Origin of the sequence: Pectobacterium fontis, assembly GCF_000803215.1 — a bacterium.
GTDB classification, from domain to species: Bacteria; Pseudomonadota; Gammaproteobacteria; order Enterobacterales; family Enterobacteriaceae; genus Pectobacterium; species Pectobacterium fontis.
In genome coordinates this window covers 50,666-72,538 of record NZ_JSXC01000026.1, presented here as the reverse complement: position 1 = coordinate 72,538, position 21,873 = coordinate 50,666, and the positions used below count along the sequence as shown (strand labels likewise).

The window sequence follows — 21,873 nt, the reverse complement described above, 5'->3', positions numbered from 1 at the left end:
CAACGACGCTAATACCAAAATAGGCAATAAAAAGATGGATGGAGGATAAGGGTAACGGTCTGTATCTTAACAATTAAAGAAATGATGGAAATATTAAATAACCAAAATGACTAAATGGTTTTTCTGATAGCCCTTATTGCTTAAAGTGTTATAGCTGATGGCGCGTGCGTTTCATACGTGTCGCAAGCGCAATGCCGGGAGGAAGGAGGGTTGCTGTTAGCCACGTCAAGTGGACACAGACAGCGAGCAAAATGGCAAATGAATAGCCTAATGGTGCAGGTGATAAGTGCTTCGAGCGACGCTTTCGGGTAGTATGCGACGGTTTTTTGCATACTCTAATTCTGGAAGCTCTTTTTTCAGAACGATACCGGGAACATCGCGATGGTCACTACACTATTTAAAGATTTTCAGTTTGAAGCCGCACATCATTTGCCTCATGTACCGGAAGGACACAAATGCGGGCGACTGCATGGGCACTCTTTCATGGTGAGACTGGAGATTACCGGTGAAGTGGATCCGTATACGGGTTGGGTGATGGATTTTTCTGAACTGAAAGCCGCGTTCAAGCCGACCTGGGAACGGTTGGATCATCATTATCTGAATGAGATCCCCGGTCTGGAAAATCCAACCAGCGAAGTGCTGGCACACTGGATCTGGCAGCAGTTGAAACCGACATTACCCTTGCTCAGCGCGGTGATGGTGAAAGAAACCTGCACCGCGGGCTGCGTCTATAAAGGCGAGTAACGCGGAAGGGCGGCGTGAGTGCCCTTCTCTCACGCCGCTGATATCAGGCAATATTCAGGTATTTATGCGTCTGCATGGAAAGCCGCCAGTTGCGGGCGATGCAGGTCGCGATGCACAGTTTGGTCGCCTCTTCTTTCTGACTGATCGGCTGTAGCGCCACAATCCGCGGTTTATCATCATCGAGCCGCGCCAGCAGCGCATCCAGCGCGTCAATATCACGTTCCCGCGCCACGGGATGTTTGACCTCATCCGCCCGTTGCAGCGCCTGATCGAGCACCTTCATGCCACCACGCATGTTCACCTTCGGCGATACCGTCACCCAGGTTTTGGGCGAACAGCGCACCTCGTGTGTGCCGCTGGTTTCGATCTGGCAGCTAAACCCTTGTTGCTCAAGCTGTAGCGTCAGCGGGGCTAAATCGTGGATGCACGGCTCACCGCCGGTGATAACGATGTGGCGCGCCGTATAGCCTTGCTGCGCCATCTGCGCCAAAATATCGTCCACGCTCGCCGCGCCCCAGGCATCACTTTCTTGCGTTTTTACCAGCACCTGATCCAATGAGGTTTCCCGCTCTGCCAGCTTGTCCCAGGTGTGTTTGGTATCGCACCAGCTACAGCCTACCGGACACCCTTGCAGGCGCACAAATACCGCAGGAACCCCGGTAAAATAGCCTTCGCCCTGTAACGTCTGGAACATTTCATTAATCGGGTACTGCATGTTTTTACTGTCTCGCTCGCTGAAAAACACATTATACCCTAAATCATTCGTGTTGCAGGATGGCGGCGATGCGGTGACACATCTGGCGAAAACATGCCGTTCGGGAACAGTTGAGTAATTCGCCTCGTGCGTCAATAATCACTCTGTTGTTAAGATTTTGCCTGCTTTTATTACGTTTCATTGCTAACAAGGACAAAAACCAATGAAGTTATTGAAATCTTTCACCTTGCTGCTCATCTCGTGCGCCTTTGTTCCTGCATTTACACAGGCACAGGATATCGCTCAGGTTAAAACTCAGCCGGGTTATTACCGCATGATGCTGGGCAAGTTCGAAATTACTGCGCTGGCTGATGGCACCAACACCATGCCAATGGATAAACTGTTGCAACGAACGCCACCGGAAACAATCACCGAACTGCTGGCGGAAAAAGCCCTGACGCCGCAGGTGGAAACGTCGATCAACGCGTATTTGGTCAATACTGGCAAGCACCTGATTCTGATCGATACCGGCAACGGTAAGCAGAGCAATCCCACCGTCGGGAAAGTGCTACCGAATCTGATTGCAGCCGGTTACAAGCCAGAGCAAGTCGATATCGTGCTGATGACCCACCTGCATGGCGACCATTTTGGCGGTCTGGTGCAGGACAATAAGCTGAACTATCCAAATGCCACCGTTTACGTCAGCCAGCCAGAAAGCGACTTTTGGCTCAGCCCGGATAACCTGAAGAGTGCGCCAGAGAACAGAAAGGCAGCGTATCAGCGCGTGCAAAATATCTTTGATGCCATTCGCAAAGAGAACAAACTGAAAACCTTCCCAGCCCAACAAACTACCCTGCTGCCGGGCATCACCGCGATCCCCAGCCCAGGACATACTCCGGGACATACCTCTTTTATGATCGAGAGCGAAGGGAAAAAGCTGCTGGCATGGGGAGACATCATTCATGCGGAGGCGGTGCAAATGAGCTTACCCTCCACCACGATCAGCTTTGATTCGAATATGGATCAAGCGACAGAATCCCGCAATAAAGCGCTGGCTGACGCCGCGAGTCAGGGTTACTGGGTGGCAGGCGCTCACCTGCCCTTTCCCGGTATTGGCCATGTGAGTACACGTCTGGAACGTAACGGAACGACCAACGGTTACCGCTGGCTTCCGGCGAATTACAGCTTGTCAGGGTTGGCACAATAATCGCCCTGCGGTCACTCAAGCAGGGGGATTTCCTCCTGCTTACCTCCATTTGGTGTTTTTAATCAATATCGGTTTTCAAGAGAAGCGGGAAGTAACCCACACTCACAAAAACACATTTTTCGACAAAACATACTTTTTTATTATAAATAATCTGGTATTTTCCCTGGTGAGGCAAATACATGCTTACGTTCTGATTTTTATCAGAAATATGATCGATAAATATCAATCTATGTGGTTTATCATAACGCCACTTCGTTACTTAAGAACGAGTAAAACTCACTCTTGCATAAATACATTTAATATGATAGAGAAATACACATATTGACGGCATAACTTAGCGTGATAATAATGAGGTTTTATTGTAATGCATCTAAATATTACTAATACGCCAGATTCAGATGAAGAAGAATTTGTAATAGCAAGTCTTTGGAAACACAATGAGCAGTACGATGCTGTAGATATTTCCCCTCTATTTTTAAATTTCAAAGATGATGAAAATAATATTATCGCTGGGTTAATCTCCAGAACCTGGTGGGGAGCATTGGAAGTTCAATATCTGTGGGTTAGCGATGAGCATCGTAAAAACGGTCTGGGTAGGAAACTAATGCAACATGCTGAAAAAGAAGCATTACAACGCGGATGCCATCTCGCTTATGTTGATACTTTCGAATTCCAAGCCAAGGGATTCTACGAAAAACTGGGATACAAAGAGTATGGAAATTTACCAGGTTATGCACACAAACATACTCGATATTATTTAGCCAAATTAATCCGTTAAATTAACCCCGATTTATTAAGGAGGGCAGGATGCCATCATTACAGAAAAACATAACTGATTATATTCGAAATTTGATTATTATGATGGAATGTTTAAATGAACCGTGGGGGATTAAAGATTTATCATCACGCCACGTTTACATGAATAAAACTGCCTATCTTTATACCAATACACCACCGAATTTTGATATTGAAGGACGGCTAGATGATGAATTCCCCGCCAGTTGGGCTGAGCTTTCAGACGATTTAAGAGAACATGATAGACTGACGGAGAACAGTGAACAACGAGTAACCGTGATCGAAACACACTATTGGTATGGAAAGAAAACATTAGCGCCCTTCGTCAGCGAAAAAATTCCTATCTTTGATGAGAATAAACTTTGTATTGGTACAATGTGGAATGCCAGGCCGTTAGATACACGCTCGCCACTCATATACATAGACCAAAAGAAACCGACAACGTTACAAACCGAGTTAACGACTAGTATTTTTACCCAGTCAGAATTAGATATTATATTTCTAATATTACAGCGTTTTTCCAATAAAGAGATCGCAAGAAAAATGAACATATCTCCAAAAACGATTGGAAATAGAATATACAATATGTACCAAAAGGCAGAGGTACATTCGTTGCCTCAGTTTGAGGAATTTTGTCATCATCTTGGGATCGACGGTTATATACCTAACTTTCTCATCGAAAAAGGCATTCAATTTATATAAGAGAAGATATCTACATGATGGATCCGTCACGGTGTTGCACTGAATGCCCGGATGCCTTTCTTAAACATAGTAGCATAAATCAGCATGTTAATCACATCATGCCAGCTTATGTTAATACAGCGTTCGGTCATTCATTACGCCAACTCAGGAATATCCCTACTTTTATTGGCTTCACCATTTTCGATAAGATCAATAACCATACTTATTTTAGGAAACCCGATCATAACCAAAAATTAAAATGAAATAGGTAACAAGATAAAATTAATCTATAATCCAGTCGGCCTCTCTCTACAGAGGCCGATATGTTTTTTACTTAAGCAGAATAGGCCACGATGGCCTTGGGATAGGTCTTATGTATTCTCGTAAAAAGTCTTCTTCATGGAATAATAAGACTGATTAATAATATTCATGCTAGGAAAAGGATTTATGCCAAAAATAAAAACATTTCTCACACCGCTACACTGCTTATTCGTTTTAAGCGGCGCCTTAATGGTCAATACGGCAAATGCCGCTGAGGCGTGTATCGTGGGTAACTGGCAGGTGGATAACACCATCACCGATATGCCTTCCGTGAAATACCAGACGGAACATTTTGCTTTCCGCTGGAATAATAACGATGTTAACCATAATGATGCGGTTGCCGCAGGGCAGAAACTGGAACAAATTTGGGATAAGTTTATTAAACAAATTGAGTTCCCTGAACCTTATTGCAAGCAAACCGTGAAATATAAAGCCAATATTCACATCGACCCAACCTTTGGGCTTTATGGGGGCATTGCTGGCGGTGGCAGCATGGGGATGTGGATTGGGCCAGCCTCACTCAAAGATAACTGGGGGCTGGCGCACGAATTTACCCATGCGCTGCAAGGACAAACCGGCGGCTTCCAAAGTACCGGAGATAACTACGTTGGCTGGATTTGGGAATCCCACGCGAACTGGATGACGCACCAGATGGATGAATTCCGTGGGACGTCAGCACACTGTTCGGAAATGCAGGTCAACTACCCGCATATCTATCTAGGTTCAACACGTAATCGTTACTGCAACTGGCAGTTTATGGAATACCTGAAAAATCGCTTTGGCTATAGCGCTATTAACGATATGTGGGCAAAAGCGCCGAAAGGGGGCGAAAGCGGTCAGTCTACCGCCGACCCGCTGTCTATTCTGCGTACCAACATGGGCTGGAGCCAGTCTGAATTCAACGATGTCTTCGGCGACTGGGCGATGCACAACGTCAACTGGGATTACATCGATCCAGACGGTTTCGATCGTGGCCGTTTTTATCGCTCAACTTACGGCGGCTATGGTGCAGTTCAACCCAACCAGAATAACGCTGACCGTTTGCTGAGAACGACCGCGCTTGAGCCAGTTGTCGGTGCCAGCGCCAGCCTGCGACGCTTCTCTGTACCGTTCGATCAGGCGCCACAGCAGTTAGGCTACAACATTGTCAAACTTATCCCAGAAAGCGGTGCGACGAAAATTACCGTTAAATTCCGTGGCATGGTGCAGAGTAAATCAGCTATTACTCGTTTCCCTGGCTTGAAAAACGATCCGACAACCATGCCACAGCCGTATTCAGACTGGCGTTGGGGGATTGTTGCTGTCGGTTCGGACGGCGTTTCACGCTACAGCGAATTGCAGCGCGGTGCATCAGCCACAGTGAAAAACTTCGCTATCCGTCAGGACGATCGCGGCATTTATATGGTGGTGATGGGGACGCCATCGCAAATGCAGAAGATCAAATGGGATCAGGCCTACTACTCCCTTTACCGCTACCCGTGGATGGCTGATTTCACTGGTGTCTGGCCTGAAGGCAGCCAGCCTGGCGCGCCGAATCCCACCGCTAACGGTTATCGCCACACAAACGGCGGTGGCTGGGTATCGAACTCCGCGAATGTTGCTCCTACCGCGTATGTCGGGCCTTATGCTCGCGTCATCGGCGGTACGGTGATGGATAACGCCAGAATTGAGGATCATGCGACAATTCTGAGCGGAACAGTGGAAGGTCGCGCCGTGGTCAGTGGCCTGACGGTAATGCAGGGAAATACCATCGTGCGCGATAATGCGCGGCTGCATACGGTCTTCATGGGGCCCGGAGCGTTTGAACGTGGCATTGTGCTATCAGGCAATGCGCAGATGCGCGGGGATGCGGAAATTCGCGGCACTTCCGCCTCGCAGGGGGTGTTCTATGGCTTTATTGATGAAAACGAAGTCAAAAGCAGCGCGGCGGGGGCTTACCTGACCGAAGCCGTGCCAGAAGTGACGGCTGTTCCGGTCTACAGCACGAAGTAATATCACCGCAAAAAAGGAATCGGATCAGAACCACATCGATTCCATAAAAAAAGCAGGCCGCCATGGCGGCGGCCTGCTTCATGCATAGCACAGATTCTTAGAACAGTGCGCCAGGCGGCACGTCTTTATAGGTATTCAGGTAAGCCGCCAGCATTTTTTTAAAGAAATTACGCACTTTTTTCACCTTGATTTTACTTAATTCGTTATTTTCATGACGCGATGGAATGACGTTTTAGCGCTGGCTTGCCTTAATAGCAGGCCACACCTTATGTCGATGAATTGTACAATTCCTGTTGAACAAAAGCATCTTTTTTGTGATGTGAATCACAAAACCAAATTCACCTACGCCCTCCGCCAGCCACGCTGATTTTCTTTTGTTGCGAATCATTACCCTGAGTGACCAATACACCACAGGCTATGCTATGCTCATGATGAAAGACGAAATTTTAGTCACTGCCCGTTATTAATTGGGTGCCACTCACTGTCGGTTGGCACTCGGTTTCATGCGCAGTCACCACGGTTTCGCTATTGGTTATTCGCTGATGAAGGCTTATTCCGTCCCCATGGAAACCTGGAAACTTAACCTCTTCTCTGCCTGGCTGGGATGCTTTTTCACCGGGCTAGCCATGAGCCAGATATTACCCTTCCTGCCGCTGTACATTGAGCAGCTTGGCGTTCACTCGCATGAGTCGTTGAGTTTATGGTCGGGTTTGATCTTCAGTTCGTCTTTTCTGATCTCTGCTGCCGTTGCGCCACTATGGGGAAGCCTTGCCGACCGTAAAGGTCGTAAGCTCATGCTGCTACGCGCCGCACTTGGCATGGCGATCGTGATGTCATTGCAGGGGCTGGCGACCAACGTGTGGCACCTGTTCATCCTGCGTTCGCTTATGGGGCTGACCTCCGGCTACATTCCCAATGCGATGGCGCTGATCGCCTCGCAGGTTCCGCGTGAAAAAAGCGGCTGGGCGCTGGGCATGCTCTCGACCGGACAAATTGCCGGCGTCATTCTCGGCCCGCTATTCGGCGGCTTTATGGCCGACTACATCGGGCTACGGATTGTCTTTTTCATCACTGGCGCACTGTTGTTTATCAGCTTTCTGATTACGCTTTTCGCAATTAAAGAGAACGTAGTGAAGGTCACCAAAGAAAACAGGCTCAGCGGAAAAGCCGTCTTTGCTTCCTTGCCTTATCCGGCGCTCATCATCTGTCTGTTCATCACGACAATGATGATCCAGATGGCGAACGGTTCCATCAGCCCTATCCTCACCCTGTTCATCCGCGACCTGTCTCCCGGTACGGACAATATTGCCTTTATCAGCGGGGTGATTGCCGCCATTCCCGGTGTTTCAGCCCTACTTTCCGCGCCGCGTCTTGGTCGCTTAGGTGACCGCATCGGTGCCCATCGCGTTCTGATTGCTGCACTGGCGATCAGCGTGCTGTTGTTCTTCATCATGTCGGTGGTACAAAGCCCGATGCAGCTCGGCATCTTGCGCTTTATGCTGGGCTTTGCCGATGGCGCTCTGATGCCAACCGTACAGGCGCTGTTGGTGAAATACAGCAGCCAGCAGGTGACCGGCCGTATCTTCGGCTATAACCAGTCATTCATGTACCTGGGCAACGTACTGGGGCCACTCATGGGGTCAGGCGTGTCTGCCATGATGGGATTCCGTTGGGTTTTTGTTATCACCGCCTTTTTGGTGCTATGCAACACGCTGCAACTCTTTTTCGCGTTCAGGAAACCGCATGGAAAAAGGTAACGCGCCAGCCAATCCGCGACTGATACCGCCTGCTTCATTTCGCAAATCCGGCGTGTGGTCACAAAAATGACACACCAATTATTTATGCTCCGACGATACTTCTGTCAAATGCCCTCCCTATCAAAGAGCCAATCCTATGAAGCACACGTTATTAGCACTGCTCGTTGCCGGATTTCTGCCGTCGGGCGCTCAGGCTGAAGGAGAAAAGGTGACGCGCTATGTCGTTACCTTCCCTGACAACGATCGTGTCGCGTACCAGGGAAAATTCGCCCAGAATTTCCCCCATGGCCTGCCTGTCGGTATTGGTTCCGGTCTCTATTTCACCGGTAAACAGGGTGACGACCTGGTGTTCGCCACCGTCACCGATCGCGGCCCGAATGCCGATGCGCCGCAGGTCGGCGAGAAAGAGGCCAAAATCTTCGCCAGCCCTAACTACGCGCCGCTGATCATGGATATTCGCGTCAGCGCAAAAGCGGCCGAGGCGATCCATGCCCGACCACTGCACGATACTGAGGGCAATATCACGGGTCTGCCACTGCCAACAGACTTCATTGGTGCCACCAATGAAGTGGCGCTAAACGATGCGCTACAACCGCTCAGCCCCCGCCAACGTGGCCTGGACACCGAAGGCATTACGCCAGATGGCAATGGAGGCTTCTGGCTATGTGACGAATATGGTCCGTTTCTGATCCACGTTGATGCCAATGGGAAGATCCTGCAAAAATTCGGGCCGACGCCAGTGGACAACGAACACTCGATTGCCAGCGGTTTACCAAATATCATCAAATGGCGTCAGCCAAATCGAGGTTTTGAAGGGCTGACACGCCTGCCGAACGGTACGATCGTCATGGCAGTGCAAAGCACGTTGGATATCGACGGCAAAACCAAAAACAAAGCGCAGTTTACCCGTCTGGTGATCTTTAACCCCGAAACCCATACCAGCCGCATGGTGGGCTACCCCATCAATATCGACAGCTATAAAAAAGCGAAAGATGCCAAAATCGGTGACATCGTGGCGCTGGATAATCAACGCATTTTGCTGGTCGAACAAGGCGCGGATAAAGATAAGCACATGCAGAACCGCATCTATCTGGTCGATTTCAGTCAGGCAAGCGATCTGACGCCGTTCGATGCCGATGGCAAATCACCAGAATTTGACGATCCCGCCCAATTGAAGAAGCGCGGTATCACATTGGCGCACAAACAAGAGTGGGTTGACCTGCGTAAGCTCGGCTGGCAGCAGGAGAAGGTGGAAGGTTTGGCACTGGTAGACAAACAAACGCTGGCTGTCATTAACGACAACGATTTTGGCCTGCAATCCGTGCTGCAATCTTCAGTGAAAGCAAAAGACAAAGCGGATGACTATCAGGCGGCTGCCGACGGCACACTCACACGAGATGGAAAGGACGTCGATACGACGTTAGAAATCAAACCGTTGCAGAAGCCAGAAGCCGACAACGAACTGTGGTTGATTACATTACCACAGCCGCTGAAGTAGAATGTTATCCCCGTCATCCTTCAATGACTTATGCGTTAGCGGCTCCGACTCATCCCAGCCACTGACGCGTGGCGTCTATCAGAAGCTCATCACAAAGCGGGAACCTTCATTGAACACGCTCAGGCGTGCTCGAACCAGTCGCTATTCTGTTGCACAATCGGGGTGATCGAATAGATCATTTCCTGTAAATGCTCACGGATCGCTTTCTCCGCCGCATCGGGATCCCGCGCTTTCAAGGCGTTAAAAATCAGGTAATGCTGCTGGATCAGGCTTGGCGGAGGAGAAACCTGACTCAGGCTGAGAAAACGTACGCGATCCATCGTCGCCTTAATCGATTCAATGGTTTCCCACGCTAGCGAACAGTTGGCAATCTGCGTTAAAAGCTGGTGGAAATTGTCGTCAAGGCTGAGAAACTCCCGCACCTGTTCATTCTGCGCGGCCAGTTCCTGACGGTGTAAATTGTGCTCTAACGTCAGCAATTGCTCATCCGTCACCATTTCCGCGGCCCGACGCACAATAGCGCACTCCAGCGCCTGGCGGATAAAGCGGGCATCTGCAACGCGTTGCTCAGAAATCTTCATCACAAACGTGCCACGCTGCGGCAGGATCTGCACCAGCCCAGCTTCGGCCAGTTTGATAAACGCTTCTCTCACTGGCTGGCGGGAAACATCGAAACGTACAGAAATCTCTTTTTCAGACAAAAACTTACCCGGCGGAATATTGCATTCCACAATGTCTTTACGCAGTATGCGATAAATTTGCTGGTTTACTGGTTCGTTGTTGTTGATCTGAAAAGAGATATCCATGCCGCTGTACTTACCTGAGAATTTTACCTCTCATGATACACGCTTAGCAGCGTGAGTGTCATTGTTACAGCGCGCCGGTTATCATCACCATCGCCGGCCTCAGTTTACCAGTCCATTTCCTGTAATGTGCTTTTCACACCCTTTGCTAACAATGACATGTAGCGCTGCGTTACCGCATCCACGAAGATCGGATTCTGCGGCAAATCCTCACCGAAAATCGCGGTCAGTGTGAGTAACGCAGTGACCCGACTTTCGCCCTCCGCGCTGTGTTGCACCGTTTCAGCGATTGCGTCTTTCAACGGATCGCTGATGTCAATTGGCCGCCCTTGCTCATCCACGCCACTGGCATAACGCATCCATCCCGCCACACCGAGCGCCAGCGCGTCAAAACGGCTACCGTTCGCCAGATGCCAGCGGATCGAATCCAGCATCCGCTGTGGTAATTTCTGCGATCCATCCATCGCAATCTGCCAGGTACGGTGTTTTAACGCACGGTTACGATAGCGCACCAGTAACGCTTCTGCATAGGCGGCGAGATCGACACCCGATGTACGCAATGTCGGAGCCTGCTCCTGCAACATCAGGTGATGCGCCGCCGCGACCAGATTGCCATCCTGCATGCAATCACTGATATATTGATAGCCCGCCAGATAGCCCAGATACGCCAAAAACGAGTGACTACCATTGAGCATCCGCAGCTTCATTTCCTCAAACGGCAGCACATTTTGTACCAGCTCCGCGCCCGCGTTTTCCCATCCGGGGCGGCCGTTAATGAAGTTATCTTCGATCACCCACTGGAAAAACGGCTCACAGGCGATCCCCGCGGGATCGGCGACGCCCAGTAGCCCTTGGATCGTCTCCAGCGTTTCTTCGGTCATCGCCGGAACAATTCTGTCTACCATCGTGGATGGGAAGGTGACGTGCCGTTCAATCCAGCGCGCCAGTTCGACATCCTGCTGCTCAGCTAGCTGAACGATAACGTTACGCGTGACGTGTCCGTTCTCTGGCATATTGTCGCAGGACATCACGCTGAATGCCGGTAACTGACGCTCTCGTCTGCGTTTGATGGCAGCCAGAATCACACCGGGCAGGGAGCGTGGTTCTGCGGGTAACGCCAGATCGTGGCAAATCAGCGGATGTTCGGTATTCAACAGCCCCGTCGCCGGATGGTGGCAATAGCCTTTCTCCGTGACGGTAATCGACACGATGGCGATATCCGGCGTGCTTAACGCCTCCAACACCGCCTCAATGCCATCCACTTCTGCGTGCAGTGCACGAGTCGCAATGCCAATCACCCGGCTATTCCAACCGCTATCCGCCATTTCGGACACCGACCACAGCAAATCCTGCTGGCGAATAGCCTCAATCTGCTGCTCGCCGCCGATCAGATTAATTTCGCAATAGCCCCAGTCGCTGCCGTGCTCCGCCGCCAGCTTATCGGCACACACCGCCTGATGCGCCCGGTGGAATGCGCCAAAGCCAATATGCGCAATACGTGTTTTTAGCAGGCTGCGGTCGTAACGCGGCACCACAACCTGCGGTTTAAAAGTAGAAGATTCGCTGATACTCATTGTTATCCCTGATGTTGGCAAAATTTAACTGAAAAAATAAAACATATTTATGAATAATTAATTTTTACCCCACGAGTGCAGCTCGCGTTTAATTTTTTTAGGTGCAGTTTCTGGCATTAATAACAAACCAATAACGGAAATAATCCCTAATACAATCACATACGTTGCCAGACCATAGTAATGACCACCCGTTACCTGAAGAATTTTCACTGCCAGTAATCCAAGAACCCCGCTACCAATTAATGATCCCACCTGCCATATTAAGGCAATACCACTACAACGAATATGCGTAGGGAATAATTCAGGGAAAAAGGATGCCTGTGGCGCATAACACATACTGTGACCAATAGTTAACACCATGATCATGACAAGCTGCGTTAACCAATAGCTATCTTGATTGATTGCCAGGAAGAAAGGAATAATCATAACCACCTGAAGTAACGCACCAATAATATAGATAGTTTTTCGACCTAATTTATCAGAGAGATGTCCCATTAATGGAATGGCCATAATTTCCAATATCACAGCAACAATCATCGTCTCCATCAATAATGTTTCATCAAGATGATTTGCTTTACCGTATGCCAACACGATAACGGTAAACATCGCGAAGGTACATGCCTCAACAAGTTTGGCACACACGCCCTTAGTGACGATGCCAGGAAAATCGCGAATAACCTCGATAACGGGGCGTGACTCTGCCGCTTTTGTTTCCCTGATTTGGGCAAAAACTGGCGACTCGTCGATTTTTAAGCGTATAAAAAGCCCCACAATGACCAGCAATAAACTCAGCAAGAACGGAACACGCCAGCCCCAGTCCAGCATTTGTTCAGGAGAAAGCACTTTATTTAACACGGCAAACAAGGCCAGCGGCAGAAGGAAACCGGTCGGCGCCCCTATTTGCACCCAACTGGCAAAAAAACCCCGACGTTCAGGCTGAGAATACTCGGCGGTCATCAAGACGGCCCCCGCCTGTTCTCCTCCAACGCCAAATCCCTGTAGGATGCGGATTAAAATTAATAATATGGGTGCCCAAATACCAATTTTTTCATAGGTAGGTAACAGGCCAATACAAAATGTCCCTAACCCCACAATTAAAATCGTAATGACCAGTGCCTTTTTACGTCCCACTTTATCGCCAATATGTCCAAAAACAATCCCCCCTAATGGTCGAGCAAGGAAACCAACGGCATAAGTAGCAAATGCCGCCAGCGTACTAATTAAGGGATCTGAACTTGGAAAAAAAAGCTGACCAAAAAATAAAACAGCCGCCGTACCATAGGCAAAGAAGTCATAATATTCTGCTGCTGTACCAATCGCTGATGCAGTCGCAACACGTTTTATTACGGGTGTATTATCATGAGCGTAATCAACATGGTTTGTACTAGACATAATTATATTATCACCTTTTAAGATATATAATGGGAGTAGTACATTATTAATATAGATGTAGGTAAGATGTTCTATTCACTAATGTACTATAATTATTCTATTTTTCTTTATTACCAATTCCACAGAGTGCCATCTTCCAGACGCGCAACCGGTAAATAAGCAGGGTCATAGGGATATTTGGCCGCCAGCTTTTCATCAAACTCTATGCCTAACCCCGGTTTTTCCCCTGGGTGCATATAACCGTTATTGAATGTCCAGTTATGAGGGAACACCTCCAGCATTTGCTCCGAATAGCCCATGTATTCCTGCACGCCGAAATTTGGCACCCAGAGATCAAAATGCAGTGCCGCCGCCATGCAGACAGGCGACAGATCCGACGGCCCGTGCGAACCGGTACGTACCTGATAGAGTGACGCAAAGTCGGCGATGCGACGCATACCGGTAATCCCGCCTGCGTGCGTCATGGTGGTGCGAATGTAGTCGATGAGTTGTTCTTCAATCAGTTGCTTACAATCCCAAATACTGTTGAAGACTTCCCCCACGGCAATCGGCGTGACGGTATGCTGGCGAATTAAACGGAAGCACTCCTGATTTTCCGCTGGCGTTGGGTCTTCCATCCAGAAAAGGCGGTAGTCCTCAATGCTCTTACCAAAGCGCGCCGCTTCAATCGGCGTCAACCGATGGTGCATGTCATGCAGCAGGTGCTCGTTGAAGCCAAACTTGTCGCGCACGGCTTCAAACAGTTTCGGCGTGAAATCGAGGTATTTTTCCGTAGACCACAGTTGCTCTTCCGGCCAGTTACCTTTCGTCGCTGGCTCGTACGCCAGTCCTTTACCTTTTGCCATCCCGTAGGTGGTTTTCATACCTGGTACGCCACACTGCACGCGAATGGCTTTGAAGCCCTGATCGCGATGCCTGGCGTAATCATCCAGTACTTCATCAATGGAGTGACCCGTGGTGTGGCAATACACCATGACGCCCGTGCGCGATGCCCCGCCTAACAGTTGGTAGAGCGGCATGTTGGCGGCTTTAGCCTTGATATCCCACAAGGCCATATCTACCGCTGAAATCGCAGACATGGTCACCGGGCCACGACGCCAGTAGGCACCTTTATAGAAATACTGCCAAATGTCCTCAATCTGGTGCGCATCACGCCCAATCAACTGTGGACAGACATGATCTTTGAGGTAAGAGGCGACCGGTAACTCACGCCCGTTGAGCGTTGCATCCCCAAGACCTGTTAATCCGCTATCTGTCGTAATTCTCAGGGTGACAAAATTCCGCCCTGGGCAGGTAACAAATACTTCAGCACTGACAATCTTCACGTTACTTATCCTTCTATGCATCTAGCCATTCTTCATGCCAACTACCATACAAGTATATTTATGGTGATAATTTGCGTCGTCTCACATTTATTCATCTTTACAAAATTTACCGACCATTGATGAACAGCGGGAAAAGAAACTGAAGGCAATGAAGGGAGAATACGGGAGGATGAGGCGGCTGCCGGACAGCCAGCGCATAAGGATGGTATGAACGCGGAGCATGTTTCCGTTGCGTGACGTGCCTTGGATATCCGCGTCTTTTGAACAGAGAAAATGCCCTACCGAACGGATTCGCTGTAATCTTCCAGAAAATCCAAAAACAGACGCACGATAGGAATGTTCACGCTGCGTTTCAGATAGCTAATCGCGAACGTTCTTTTCAGTTGCTCTTCCAGCGGAATAACCACGACATCGTAAGCAGTCAGGCTTTTGGCGACAGACGAACAGAGGAAGACGACGCCGGACAGGTTGACGACCAGATCCATAATGATGTCCATATTGCTGCATTCGCGAAAGTAACTGGGGTTGATGCCTTGCCGGGTGAAGGACTCAGAGACGGCGGCATGCTCGCCCGTCCCTTTCTGCGGCACGATCAGCTTTTCTTTAACCAGTTGCGGCAGGCTTAGCATTTTGTTGTCAGCAAGCGGATGCGACATCGCCATCACGGCCACCACGTCATCAACCTGACACATGGTGTGATGAAACAGAGGATCGTTCAGGTATTCATCAAACGGTGTCGAGAAGGACAGATGGATCTCGCCATTGCGTACCCTTTCCAGTAAATCGGTGCTCACACCGTCAATGAAAGAGATATCGATATTGGGATAGGATGTCTGAAACAGGTTAAACACATTGTAGTAGGCCAGACGGTTAAAAATAGGGATCACGCCAACCAGTAGCGCCCCATCCGTGCTCTCCTCATAGCTGCTGACAAACTGCTCCAGCTCATAATGCTCTTTAATCATTCCCTGAATTTTATCAGCAAAGATCTTCCCGAATGGCGTCAGAGAAAACTGTCGGGTAGTTCTGTTAATCAGCTTTCTTTCCGTTTCAAGCTCCAAACGCGCGATCTCTTGCGACAAAAAAGCCTGAGAGATATTCAGCGCCTTCGCCGCTTTCGTGAAACTCCCGACCCGGATGAGTTCCTGATAATAAATCACACGTTTTATACTTAACATGGTTTTATATTACGCACCAACGACACCGCCTATAACCACACATAATAACAATTATAGTGATTTGTAAATAATCAAATGTGATTAGATGCACATTTAATTAATGAAAAATAGCCTTAATGGCAGATATAGCCAACTTATTATCAATTAAGCAATAATTTATTAACCAAAGATCGTTCAATGTCGATTAAGTTACCTAAACGTTAGCGTCAAATAAGCATTAACGTTTTTTATTTGTTGCGAAAAATAGCGCAATCCGTTTATATGCCTCTCAGGCACCGGATAAAAAATGCATAATATGACGCACATCAATTATTCACTTTTATCAAATAATGAAAAATAACAATACACACCGCTATTTCTTAAAATAAGAAAAATAAAAAACTCACACGGCATTACTAATAATCCGCATTTATAACAAATCGATATGTGTTATATACGGATATACAAAAAAACAAATGTGACATATCGCACACTTGGCTTTTTATCATCATGCTCCAATAAACCCACAATAAAAACGTGGCCTATCTATCCTCACCATCATCATTATTGGTCACTCTTTTCTATTAGCATCACACTGCGAAATATTAACGTGATAATGACGTTAATCATGTCTATGTATTCTATAGCATTCGCACGGCTATCACCCCAATGTGAAGATTTATGATATGGAAGAATTATCTCGCCGTCGTTTTATTGCCTATATGGGAAGTGCGATTGCCGTTACTGGGCATATCGGTCTCGCACAAGCGCAAAACGAGTCAGAAAAACCGCAGAGCAAATTAGCCGTTAAATATGGCTTATTGCATAACGAAATGCGCTGTATCGGATGCAAAGCCTGTATCAAGGCCTGCAAAGAGACCAATAATGTCCCTGATGGCGTAACCCGCTTGGAGATATTGCAAACCGTCGATATTCCCGCCGTCGAAAAAACGCGCGCCATCAAGCAATTTTTTCGTAAGTCCTGCCAGCATTGTGAAAATCCGCCCTGCGTGGCGGTCTGCCCAACGGGGGCATCCTTCAAAGATGCGCTCACCGGCATTGTTGACGTCAACGATAAACGCTGCGTGGGCTGCCGCTACTGTATTGCCGCGTGTCCTTACCATGTGCGTTTCATCAATCCCGTCACGAAAACAGCAGACAAATGCAATTTCTGCCGGGAAACCAATCTGGCCGCCGGGAAACAGCCTGCCTGCGTCGAAATCTGCCCCACCAAAGCGCTGGTATTTGGCGATCTCAACGATCCTGAAAGCAACATTGCCAAGATGATCGAGAGCAACGCGACCTACCGCTCCAAGGTTTATCTGGGCACTGAACCCCAACTCTATCGTATTCCGGGCAAACGAGGAGTCATCGACAATGCATAACGCCTTCACGTTCGACACGCTGGTATGGGACTGGCCCATCGCTATTTATCTGCTTCTGGTCGGTATTTCGGCCGGAATGGTCACGATCTCCATGCTCCTCAGGCACTTTGTGCCTGCCGAATACCACGGCAGCAATCGCGTCATCAAAGCCACGGCAATCGTCGCGCCGCTCGCCGTGATCCTCGGGCTGGTGATTCTGATTTTTCACCTGACCAAGCCTTTTACCTTTTGGTATTTGATGGTCTTTTACAATCCAACGTCCATCATGTCGCTTGGTGTGATGCTCTTTCAGGTGTATTTCGTGGTGATGCTGCTATGGCTCATCACGCTTTATCATGACGTCTGGCTGACGCAGCTTGAAACCGTCTGGCGACGGCCCGCACTGGCGGCACGAGTGCGTAGCTTCACCACGATGATCGTCAAAAAAGCGGGAGTGATTGCAAACCTGCTGCTGGTGCTGGCGATCCTGCTTGGTTGCTATACCGGCTTTCTGCTGTCAGCACTGAAGTCGTTCCCGCTGTTGAACAACCCCATTCTGCCCGTCCTGTTTTTGGTCTCCGGCACCACGTCAGGTATTGCCGTTATGTTGTTGGCTAGCGCGTGGGGGCAGCATACGTCGGGGAACTCACGCTCCCTGCACTTCATCCATCGCGTGGAAACCCCGGTGGTGTACGCCGAGCTATTTCTACTGTTCGCGTTCTTTATCGGGCTGCTGCTTGGTGGAGGACAAAAAGTGGTCGCCGCACAAACCGCGCTGTCGGGCTTCTGGGGCGGCGTATTCTGGATTGGCATTATCGGTATCGGCATTGTGATCCCTGCCATCGCCAACCGGGTACGCAAACCCTCTTGCCATTCCGGCAAAAGGCAAATGATAACGTTAGCCGCCATGAGCCTGTTCGGCGTGTTCCTGCTACGCCTGTTCGTGCTGTATGCCGGACAGATGACGGTGGCCTAAATGAATACGTCGTGGGTCTTATTCTGGATTGCTTCCGCCACCTTTTTCATGCAATCCCTGGATACCACCATGGTGTATATCGCCATTCCTGCTATCGCACAGTCGCTGCACCAGCCGGTATTGCATATGGAAACGATTGTGATTTCCTACATTGTCACGGTCGTGGCGTTTACGCCAGCCAATAGCTGGCTGGCGGAACGACTGGGGGAACGGAAAACCTACCAGATAGCGATCGCTATTTTCACGCTCGGCTCACTGCTGTGCATGACGGCAACCACGCTCGCTAGCTTAAGCATTTTCCGCTTTATTCAAGGTATTGGTGGGGCGCTTATGCTGCCCATCATCAGAACCGTAATACTCCGCACCACGCCACAGAGCCTGAAGTTGCGCTTTCTTAATCGGGTGACGTTGTTGGGATTATTCGGCACCCTGATCGGCCCCGTTGTCGGTAATATTCTGGTTAATTTTCTCGCCTGGCAGGCTATTTTTCTCGTGAATATTCCGCTGGCTTTACTCTGCTTTTTTCTGGCAACCCACTATATTCCTGCTGTGGCGATAAAAGAGACGTCACGCACGGGAGTTTATGAAATCGCCTTTCCCATTTTGATGTTATTTCTTGTGGCCTTCATGCTAACCACCGCCACGAAAAATATCTTTCCCACGTTCGTCATATTATTCCTATCTTGCAGCACGCTGGGGTTGGTTTGCCTTTATTATCGACAGCACCTCATCACAGAAACAGTATTATTTCCTCGCGCCCTGTTTGGCATCAGAACCTTTTCTGTCGGCGTGATTGGCGGCATTGCGACACGAACCCTGCTGGCATCAACACCCGTTGTGCTCTCCCTGATGCTGCAAACGACACTGGCCTGTAAACCCGTTGAAACCAGCCTGATTCTGCTGCTTTTTTCCAGCGGCGCGCTGCTGTCAAAACTGCTGTTCGAGCCACTGGTCAAGCGTATTGGCTATCGCCGGCTATTGATGCTGACGACCGGCGTAACATCACTCTGCATCCTTGCTTTAAGCGCCGCCGTGCAGGAAAAATCAATGCTCCTCATCGGGATGATAACCATCATATTAGGCGTGCTGATTTCGACCTTATATTCAGCGGAAAGCACGCTGGCCTTCAGTAATCTGAATAACAGCACGTACCACAGCGGCAATAACCTATTAACCATTAGCCAATTACTTTCCGTCATGCTCAGTATGACGCTGACATTTCCAATATTACGTTTTCTCTCTCAGTTCGACATGTTTTTCAACCTTAATCATTTCAGTCTGTTGTTTTTATTACTCGGCATCGGCTTACCAATTTGTTGCCTGATATTCAGGCCCCTCAATAACGATGACGGTTATCACTTTATTCATGGGAGATAGCTTTATTGATGGGAAATAACGGGGCTATTCAACGTACTCATTCAAAAACTACTGGAACTATTGATATGAAAATTTGCTCAGGAATCCTTCCATTCTGCCTGTTATTCGCCGTGGGAACCGCGATCGCACAAGAAGGGAGCTTTACACCCGGCACCTATTCCGCCGCCAGACAGGGTATCGGCGGCGATGTCACCGTTACGCTGGATATCGATGCACAGGGGAAAGTGCTCAAATCCACCATTGATGCCCCGGAAGAAACCCCGGAAGTCGGAGGAGAAGCGGCAGTAGAACTCGCGAAAACCATGACCGAAAAGCAAAGCATAGAGGTTGATGGGATCTCCGGCGCCACGATGACCAGCGGCGCAGTAAAAGAAGCCGCAGAAGACGCGTACTCACAGGCAAAGGCGAAATAATACCGTGTTGTAAAAATATTAATAACACTAAGGAAAACATCATGAAACGCTTCAGAAAAAGTGTACTCACGACGCTCTGTCTCTCGATGATGGGCTGGTCTGCCGCGCAGGCGGCGGATGCGGCAAAGCCGGAAATACCGAAAAGTGCCGATATCGTGATTATCGGGGCAGGCGCGGCGGGCACCTCAGCAACGATGGCCTCCGCAGAGAAAGGGGCGAAAATCGTCCTGCTGGAAAAACAGCCGATTGTCGGTGGCACAGGTAACTTTGCCGAAGGCATCTTCGCCGCCAACAGCAGCATGCAGAAACGTCAGGGGATTGTGGTCACGCCGGATATGGCCTTTAAGACCATCATGGAATACAGCCACTGGATGGCGAATCCCTTCGTAGTGCGTGCCTTCGTCAACCGCTCTGCCGATACCATTGAGTGGGTGAAATCAAAAGGCATCAAGTTTGAATACATCGGCCCTGGCGGCCCTGGCGGTATGCTGACCTGGCATGTGATCGACGGCCCCGGTCACGGACGCCACCTGATCAAGACATTTCACGAGCAGTTTAAAACAATGGACGTCACCACGCTGGTGAAAACAGCGGGCAAAGATCTGGTCGTGAAAGACGGCAAGGTCGCCGGCGTCATCGCTCAGGATAGCGAAGGCAACACTTTCCAGATCGATGCCAAGGCCGTCATCATTGCCACGGGCGGCTATGCCAATAACAAAGAGATGCTGCAAAAATATGCCGCCTTCCCCGATACCATCATGGTGGGTAACGTCGGCAAAGACGGCGACGGCATTAATATGGCCTGGAAAGCCGGTGCCAAACCGGACGGGCTGGGAGTGTTACAAGCCTATCGCCCCGGCCTGCCGGACTACGCGCCCAACTCTCACCTGCTGGCGGCTGCACGCCAACCTTATCTGTGGGTTGACCAACACGGTCGCCGCTTTACCGATGAATCCAACGTCATCATCTGGCCACACTCCGGCAATGCGCTGTCAAAAGTGGGCGGCATCATGTACTCCATTTTCGACGAAACCTCCCGTAAACATTACGTCGAAGACGGCATTGATGTGCCGATTGGCGAATGGGTGATCGCCAATACCAAGCTGACAAAATTTGATAGCGAATTTAGCAAGGAAAGTGAGAAAAACCGCGGCTTTGTCTTCAAATCCGCCACCATCGACGGGCTGGCGAAAGGGATCGGTGTTGATGCGAGCGTGCTGAAAAATACGCTGGAAGAAAACAATAAGTTTGCGGCGCAAAAACGGGATGAGGTGTTTAACAAAAACATGGATTACCTGCGTCCAGTCAAAACCGGCCCGTTCTATGCAGTAAGAATGCAGCCCGCTGCGCTGGGCACATTAGGCGGCGTGAAGATTGACGAGAAAATGCAGGCAATCGATAAATCGGGCGAGGTCATTCCAGGTTTGTACGTGACGGGTAATGATGCCGCCGGGATGTATGGCGACACCTATGACCTGCTGCTGGGCGGCGGCACCTTCGGCTTTGCGCTCAACTCGGGGCGTATCGCGGCAGAAAGTGCACTGGATTATATGAAGTTCAGCAAGAAATAAGCTCTTCCCTTAACCCTAAGATCGTTTGAGCATCGAGATACACGGGGCGGGGGGCCTTCCTACGGGAGCCTCCCCTCTGTGTTTCCCCTCACAACGGGCTTAAGCAATCGGTATGATCTCAGGCAGCCTGTATTGCTCAATGCAGGCTGGTCATCCCCTATCAGAGCGCGATAACTGACACGCAAAGTACAAGCTCAGTTTTTATTTCCACCGATATTTATGGTTACTTTTT

Annotated in this window: 19 protein-coding genes; 12 read left to right on the top strand and 7 right to left on the bottom strand. The window is 49.4% G+C overall.

All coding sequences use genetic code 11. The features are described 5' to 3' along the window. Window positions 1-381: 381 nt before the first annotated feature. Window positions 382-744, top strand: coding sequence for a 6-carboxytetrahydropterin synthase QueD (gene queD, locus OI69_RS08680; protein WP_039306667.1), 363 nt, complete (start codon window positions 382-384; stop codon window positions 742-744). A gap of 43 nt (window positions 745-787) precedes the next feature. Here the strand turns inward: queD and queE are convergent, their stop codons facing one another. After that, window positions 788-1,459 carry a 7-carboxy-7-deazaguanine synthase QueE gene (gene queE, locus OI69_RS08675; protein ID WP_039348812.1) on the bottom strand — a complete coding sequence of 224 codons (672 nt, stop codon included), beginning with the start codon at window positions 1,457-1,459 and terminating at the stop codon, window positions 788-790. Window positions 1,460-1,661: 202 nt separating this feature from the next. On the opposite strand from queE, the gene OI69_RS08670 reads away from it, so the two are divergent. From OI69_RS08670 to OI69_RS08650, 4 genes are all read left to right on the top strand, one after another. Then, window positions 1,662-2,645 (top strand): MBL fold metallo-hydrolase, encoded by a 984-nt coding sequence (locus OI69_RS08670; protein ID WP_039348809.1) that lies wholly within the window; start codon window positions 1,662-1,664, stop codon window positions 2,643-2,645. A 364-nt stretch (window positions 2,646-3,009) separates the two neighbouring features. Beyond that, window positions 3,010-3,423, top strand: coding sequence for a GNAT family N-acetyltransferase (locus tag OI69_RS08660; RefSeq protein WP_039348803.1), 414 nt, complete (start codon window positions 3,010-3,012; stop codon window positions 3,421-3,423). Window positions 3,424-3,452: 29 nt separating this feature from the next. Continuing rightward, entirely contained in the window at window positions 3,453-4,142 is a 690-nt protein-coding gene (locus OI69_RS08655) for a helix-turn-helix transcriptional regulator (RefSeq protein ID WP_039348800.1), read from the top strand. Window positions 4,143-4,568: 426 nt separating this feature from the next. Beyond that, entirely contained in the window at window positions 4,569-6,434 is a 1,866-nt protein-coding gene (locus tag OI69_RS08650) for an Svx/AvrXca family virulence/avirulence protein (protein WP_039348797.1), read from the top strand. A gap of 97 nt (window positions 6,435-6,531) precedes the next feature. On the opposite strand, the gene azuC is transcribed toward OI69_RS08650, so the two are convergent. Continuing rightward, window positions 6,532-6,609: a stress response protein AzuC gene (gene azuC / locus OI69_RS20405; protein WP_014914323.1), complete on the bottom strand. Its 78-nt coding sequence runs from the start codon at window positions 6,607-6,609 to the stop codon at window positions 6,532-6,534. 388 nt (window positions 6,610-6,997) lie between these two features. On the opposite strand from azuC, the gene OI69_RS08645 reads away from it, so the two are divergent. Together OI69_RS08645 and OI69_RS08640 are read left to right on the top strand one after the other, a co-directional pair. After that, on the top strand, window positions 6,998-8,191 hold the full coding sequence (locus OI69_RS08645; protein WP_039348895.1) for a multidrug efflux MFS transporter: 1,194 nt from the start codon (window positions 6,998-7,000) through the stop codon (window positions 8,189-8,191). Between the two features lie 136 nt (window positions 8,192-8,327). Beyond that, window positions 8,328-9,689: an esterase-like activity of phytase family protein gene (locus OI69_RS08640; protein WP_039348793.1), complete on the top strand. Its 1,362-nt coding sequence runs from the start codon at window positions 8,328-8,330 to the stop codon at window positions 9,687-9,689. Window positions 9,690-9,808: 119 nt separating this feature from the next. Here OI69_RS08640 and OI69_RS08635 read toward each other — a convergent pair whose 3' ends face one another. The 5 genes from OI69_RS08635 to OI69_RS08615 all read right to left on the bottom strand — a co-directional run bounded on the left by OI69_RS08635 (window position 9,809) and on the right by OI69_RS08615 (window position 15,961). After that, window positions 9,809-10,495 (bottom strand): GntR family transcriptional regulator, encoded by a 687-nt coding sequence (locus OI69_RS08635; RefSeq protein WP_039348791.1) that lies wholly within the window; start codon window positions 10,493-10,495, stop codon window positions 9,809-9,811. 104 nt (window positions 10,496-10,599) lie between these two features. Continuing rightward, window positions 10,600-12,066, bottom strand: a complete 1,467-nt coding sequence (locus OI69_RS08630) for a mannitol dehydrogenase family protein (RefSeq protein ID WP_039348788.1) — start codon at window positions 12,064-12,066, stop codon at window positions 10,600-10,602. Between the two features lie 57 nt (window positions 12,067-12,123). Next, window positions 12,124-13,458 carry an MFS transporter gene (locus OI69_RS08625; RefSeq protein ID WP_039348785.1) on the bottom strand — a complete coding sequence of 445 codons (1,335 nt, stop codon included), beginning with the start codon at window positions 13,456-13,458 and terminating at the stop codon, window positions 12,124-12,126. Window positions 13,459-13,568: 110 nt separating this feature from the next. Next, window positions 13,569-14,783 (bottom strand): D-mannonate dehydratase ManD, encoded by a 1,215-nt coding sequence (gene manD / locus OI69_RS08620; protein ID WP_039348782.1) that lies wholly within the window; start codon window positions 14,781-14,783, stop codon window positions 13,569-13,571. 278 nt (window positions 14,784-15,061) lie between these two features. Further along, window positions 15,062-15,961: a LysR family transcriptional regulator gene (locus tag OI69_RS08615; protein WP_039348779.1), complete on the bottom strand. Its 900-nt coding sequence runs from the start codon at window positions 15,959-15,961 to the stop codon at window positions 15,062-15,064. 665 nt (window positions 15,962-16,626) lie between these two features. On the opposite strand from OI69_RS08615, the gene OI69_RS08610 reads away from it, so the two are divergent. From OI69_RS08610 to OI69_RS08590, 5 genes are all read left to right on the top strand, one after another. Then, window positions 16,627-17,325 (top strand): 4Fe-4S dicluster domain-containing protein, encoded by a 699-nt coding sequence (locus OI69_RS08610; protein ID WP_039348776.1) that lies wholly within the window; start codon window positions 16,627-16,629, stop codon window positions 17,323-17,325. Further along, on the top strand, window positions 17,318-18,280 hold the full coding sequence (nrfD, locus tag OI69_RS08605) for a cytochrome c nitrite reductase subunit NrfD (protein ID WP_039348773.1): 963 nt from the start codon (window positions 17,318-17,320) through the stop codon (window positions 18,278-18,280). Before OI69_RS08610 ends, nrfD begins: the two co-directional genes overlap by 8 nt. Next, window positions 18,281-19,657, top strand: a complete 1,377-nt coding sequence (locus OI69_RS08600) for an MFS transporter (protein ID WP_039348771.1) — start codon at window positions 18,281-18,283, stop codon at window positions 19,655-19,657. 65 nt (window positions 19,658-19,722) lie between these two features. After that, window positions 19,723-20,070 carry an FMN-binding protein gene (locus OI69_RS08595; RefSeq protein WP_039348768.1) on the top strand — a complete coding sequence of 116 codons (348 nt, stop codon included), beginning with the start codon at window positions 19,723-19,725 and terminating at the stop codon, window positions 20,068-20,070. A 41-nt stretch (window positions 20,071-20,111) separates the two neighbouring features. Then, the gene (locus OI69_RS08590) at window positions 20,112-21,641 is read left to right on the top strand and encodes an FAD-dependent oxidoreductase (protein ID WP_039348766.1); all 1,530 of its coding nucleotides are present in this window, start codon (window positions 20,112-20,114) and stop codon (window positions 21,639-21,641) included. The last annotated feature ends 232 nt before the right edge of the window (window positions 21,642-21,873 follow it).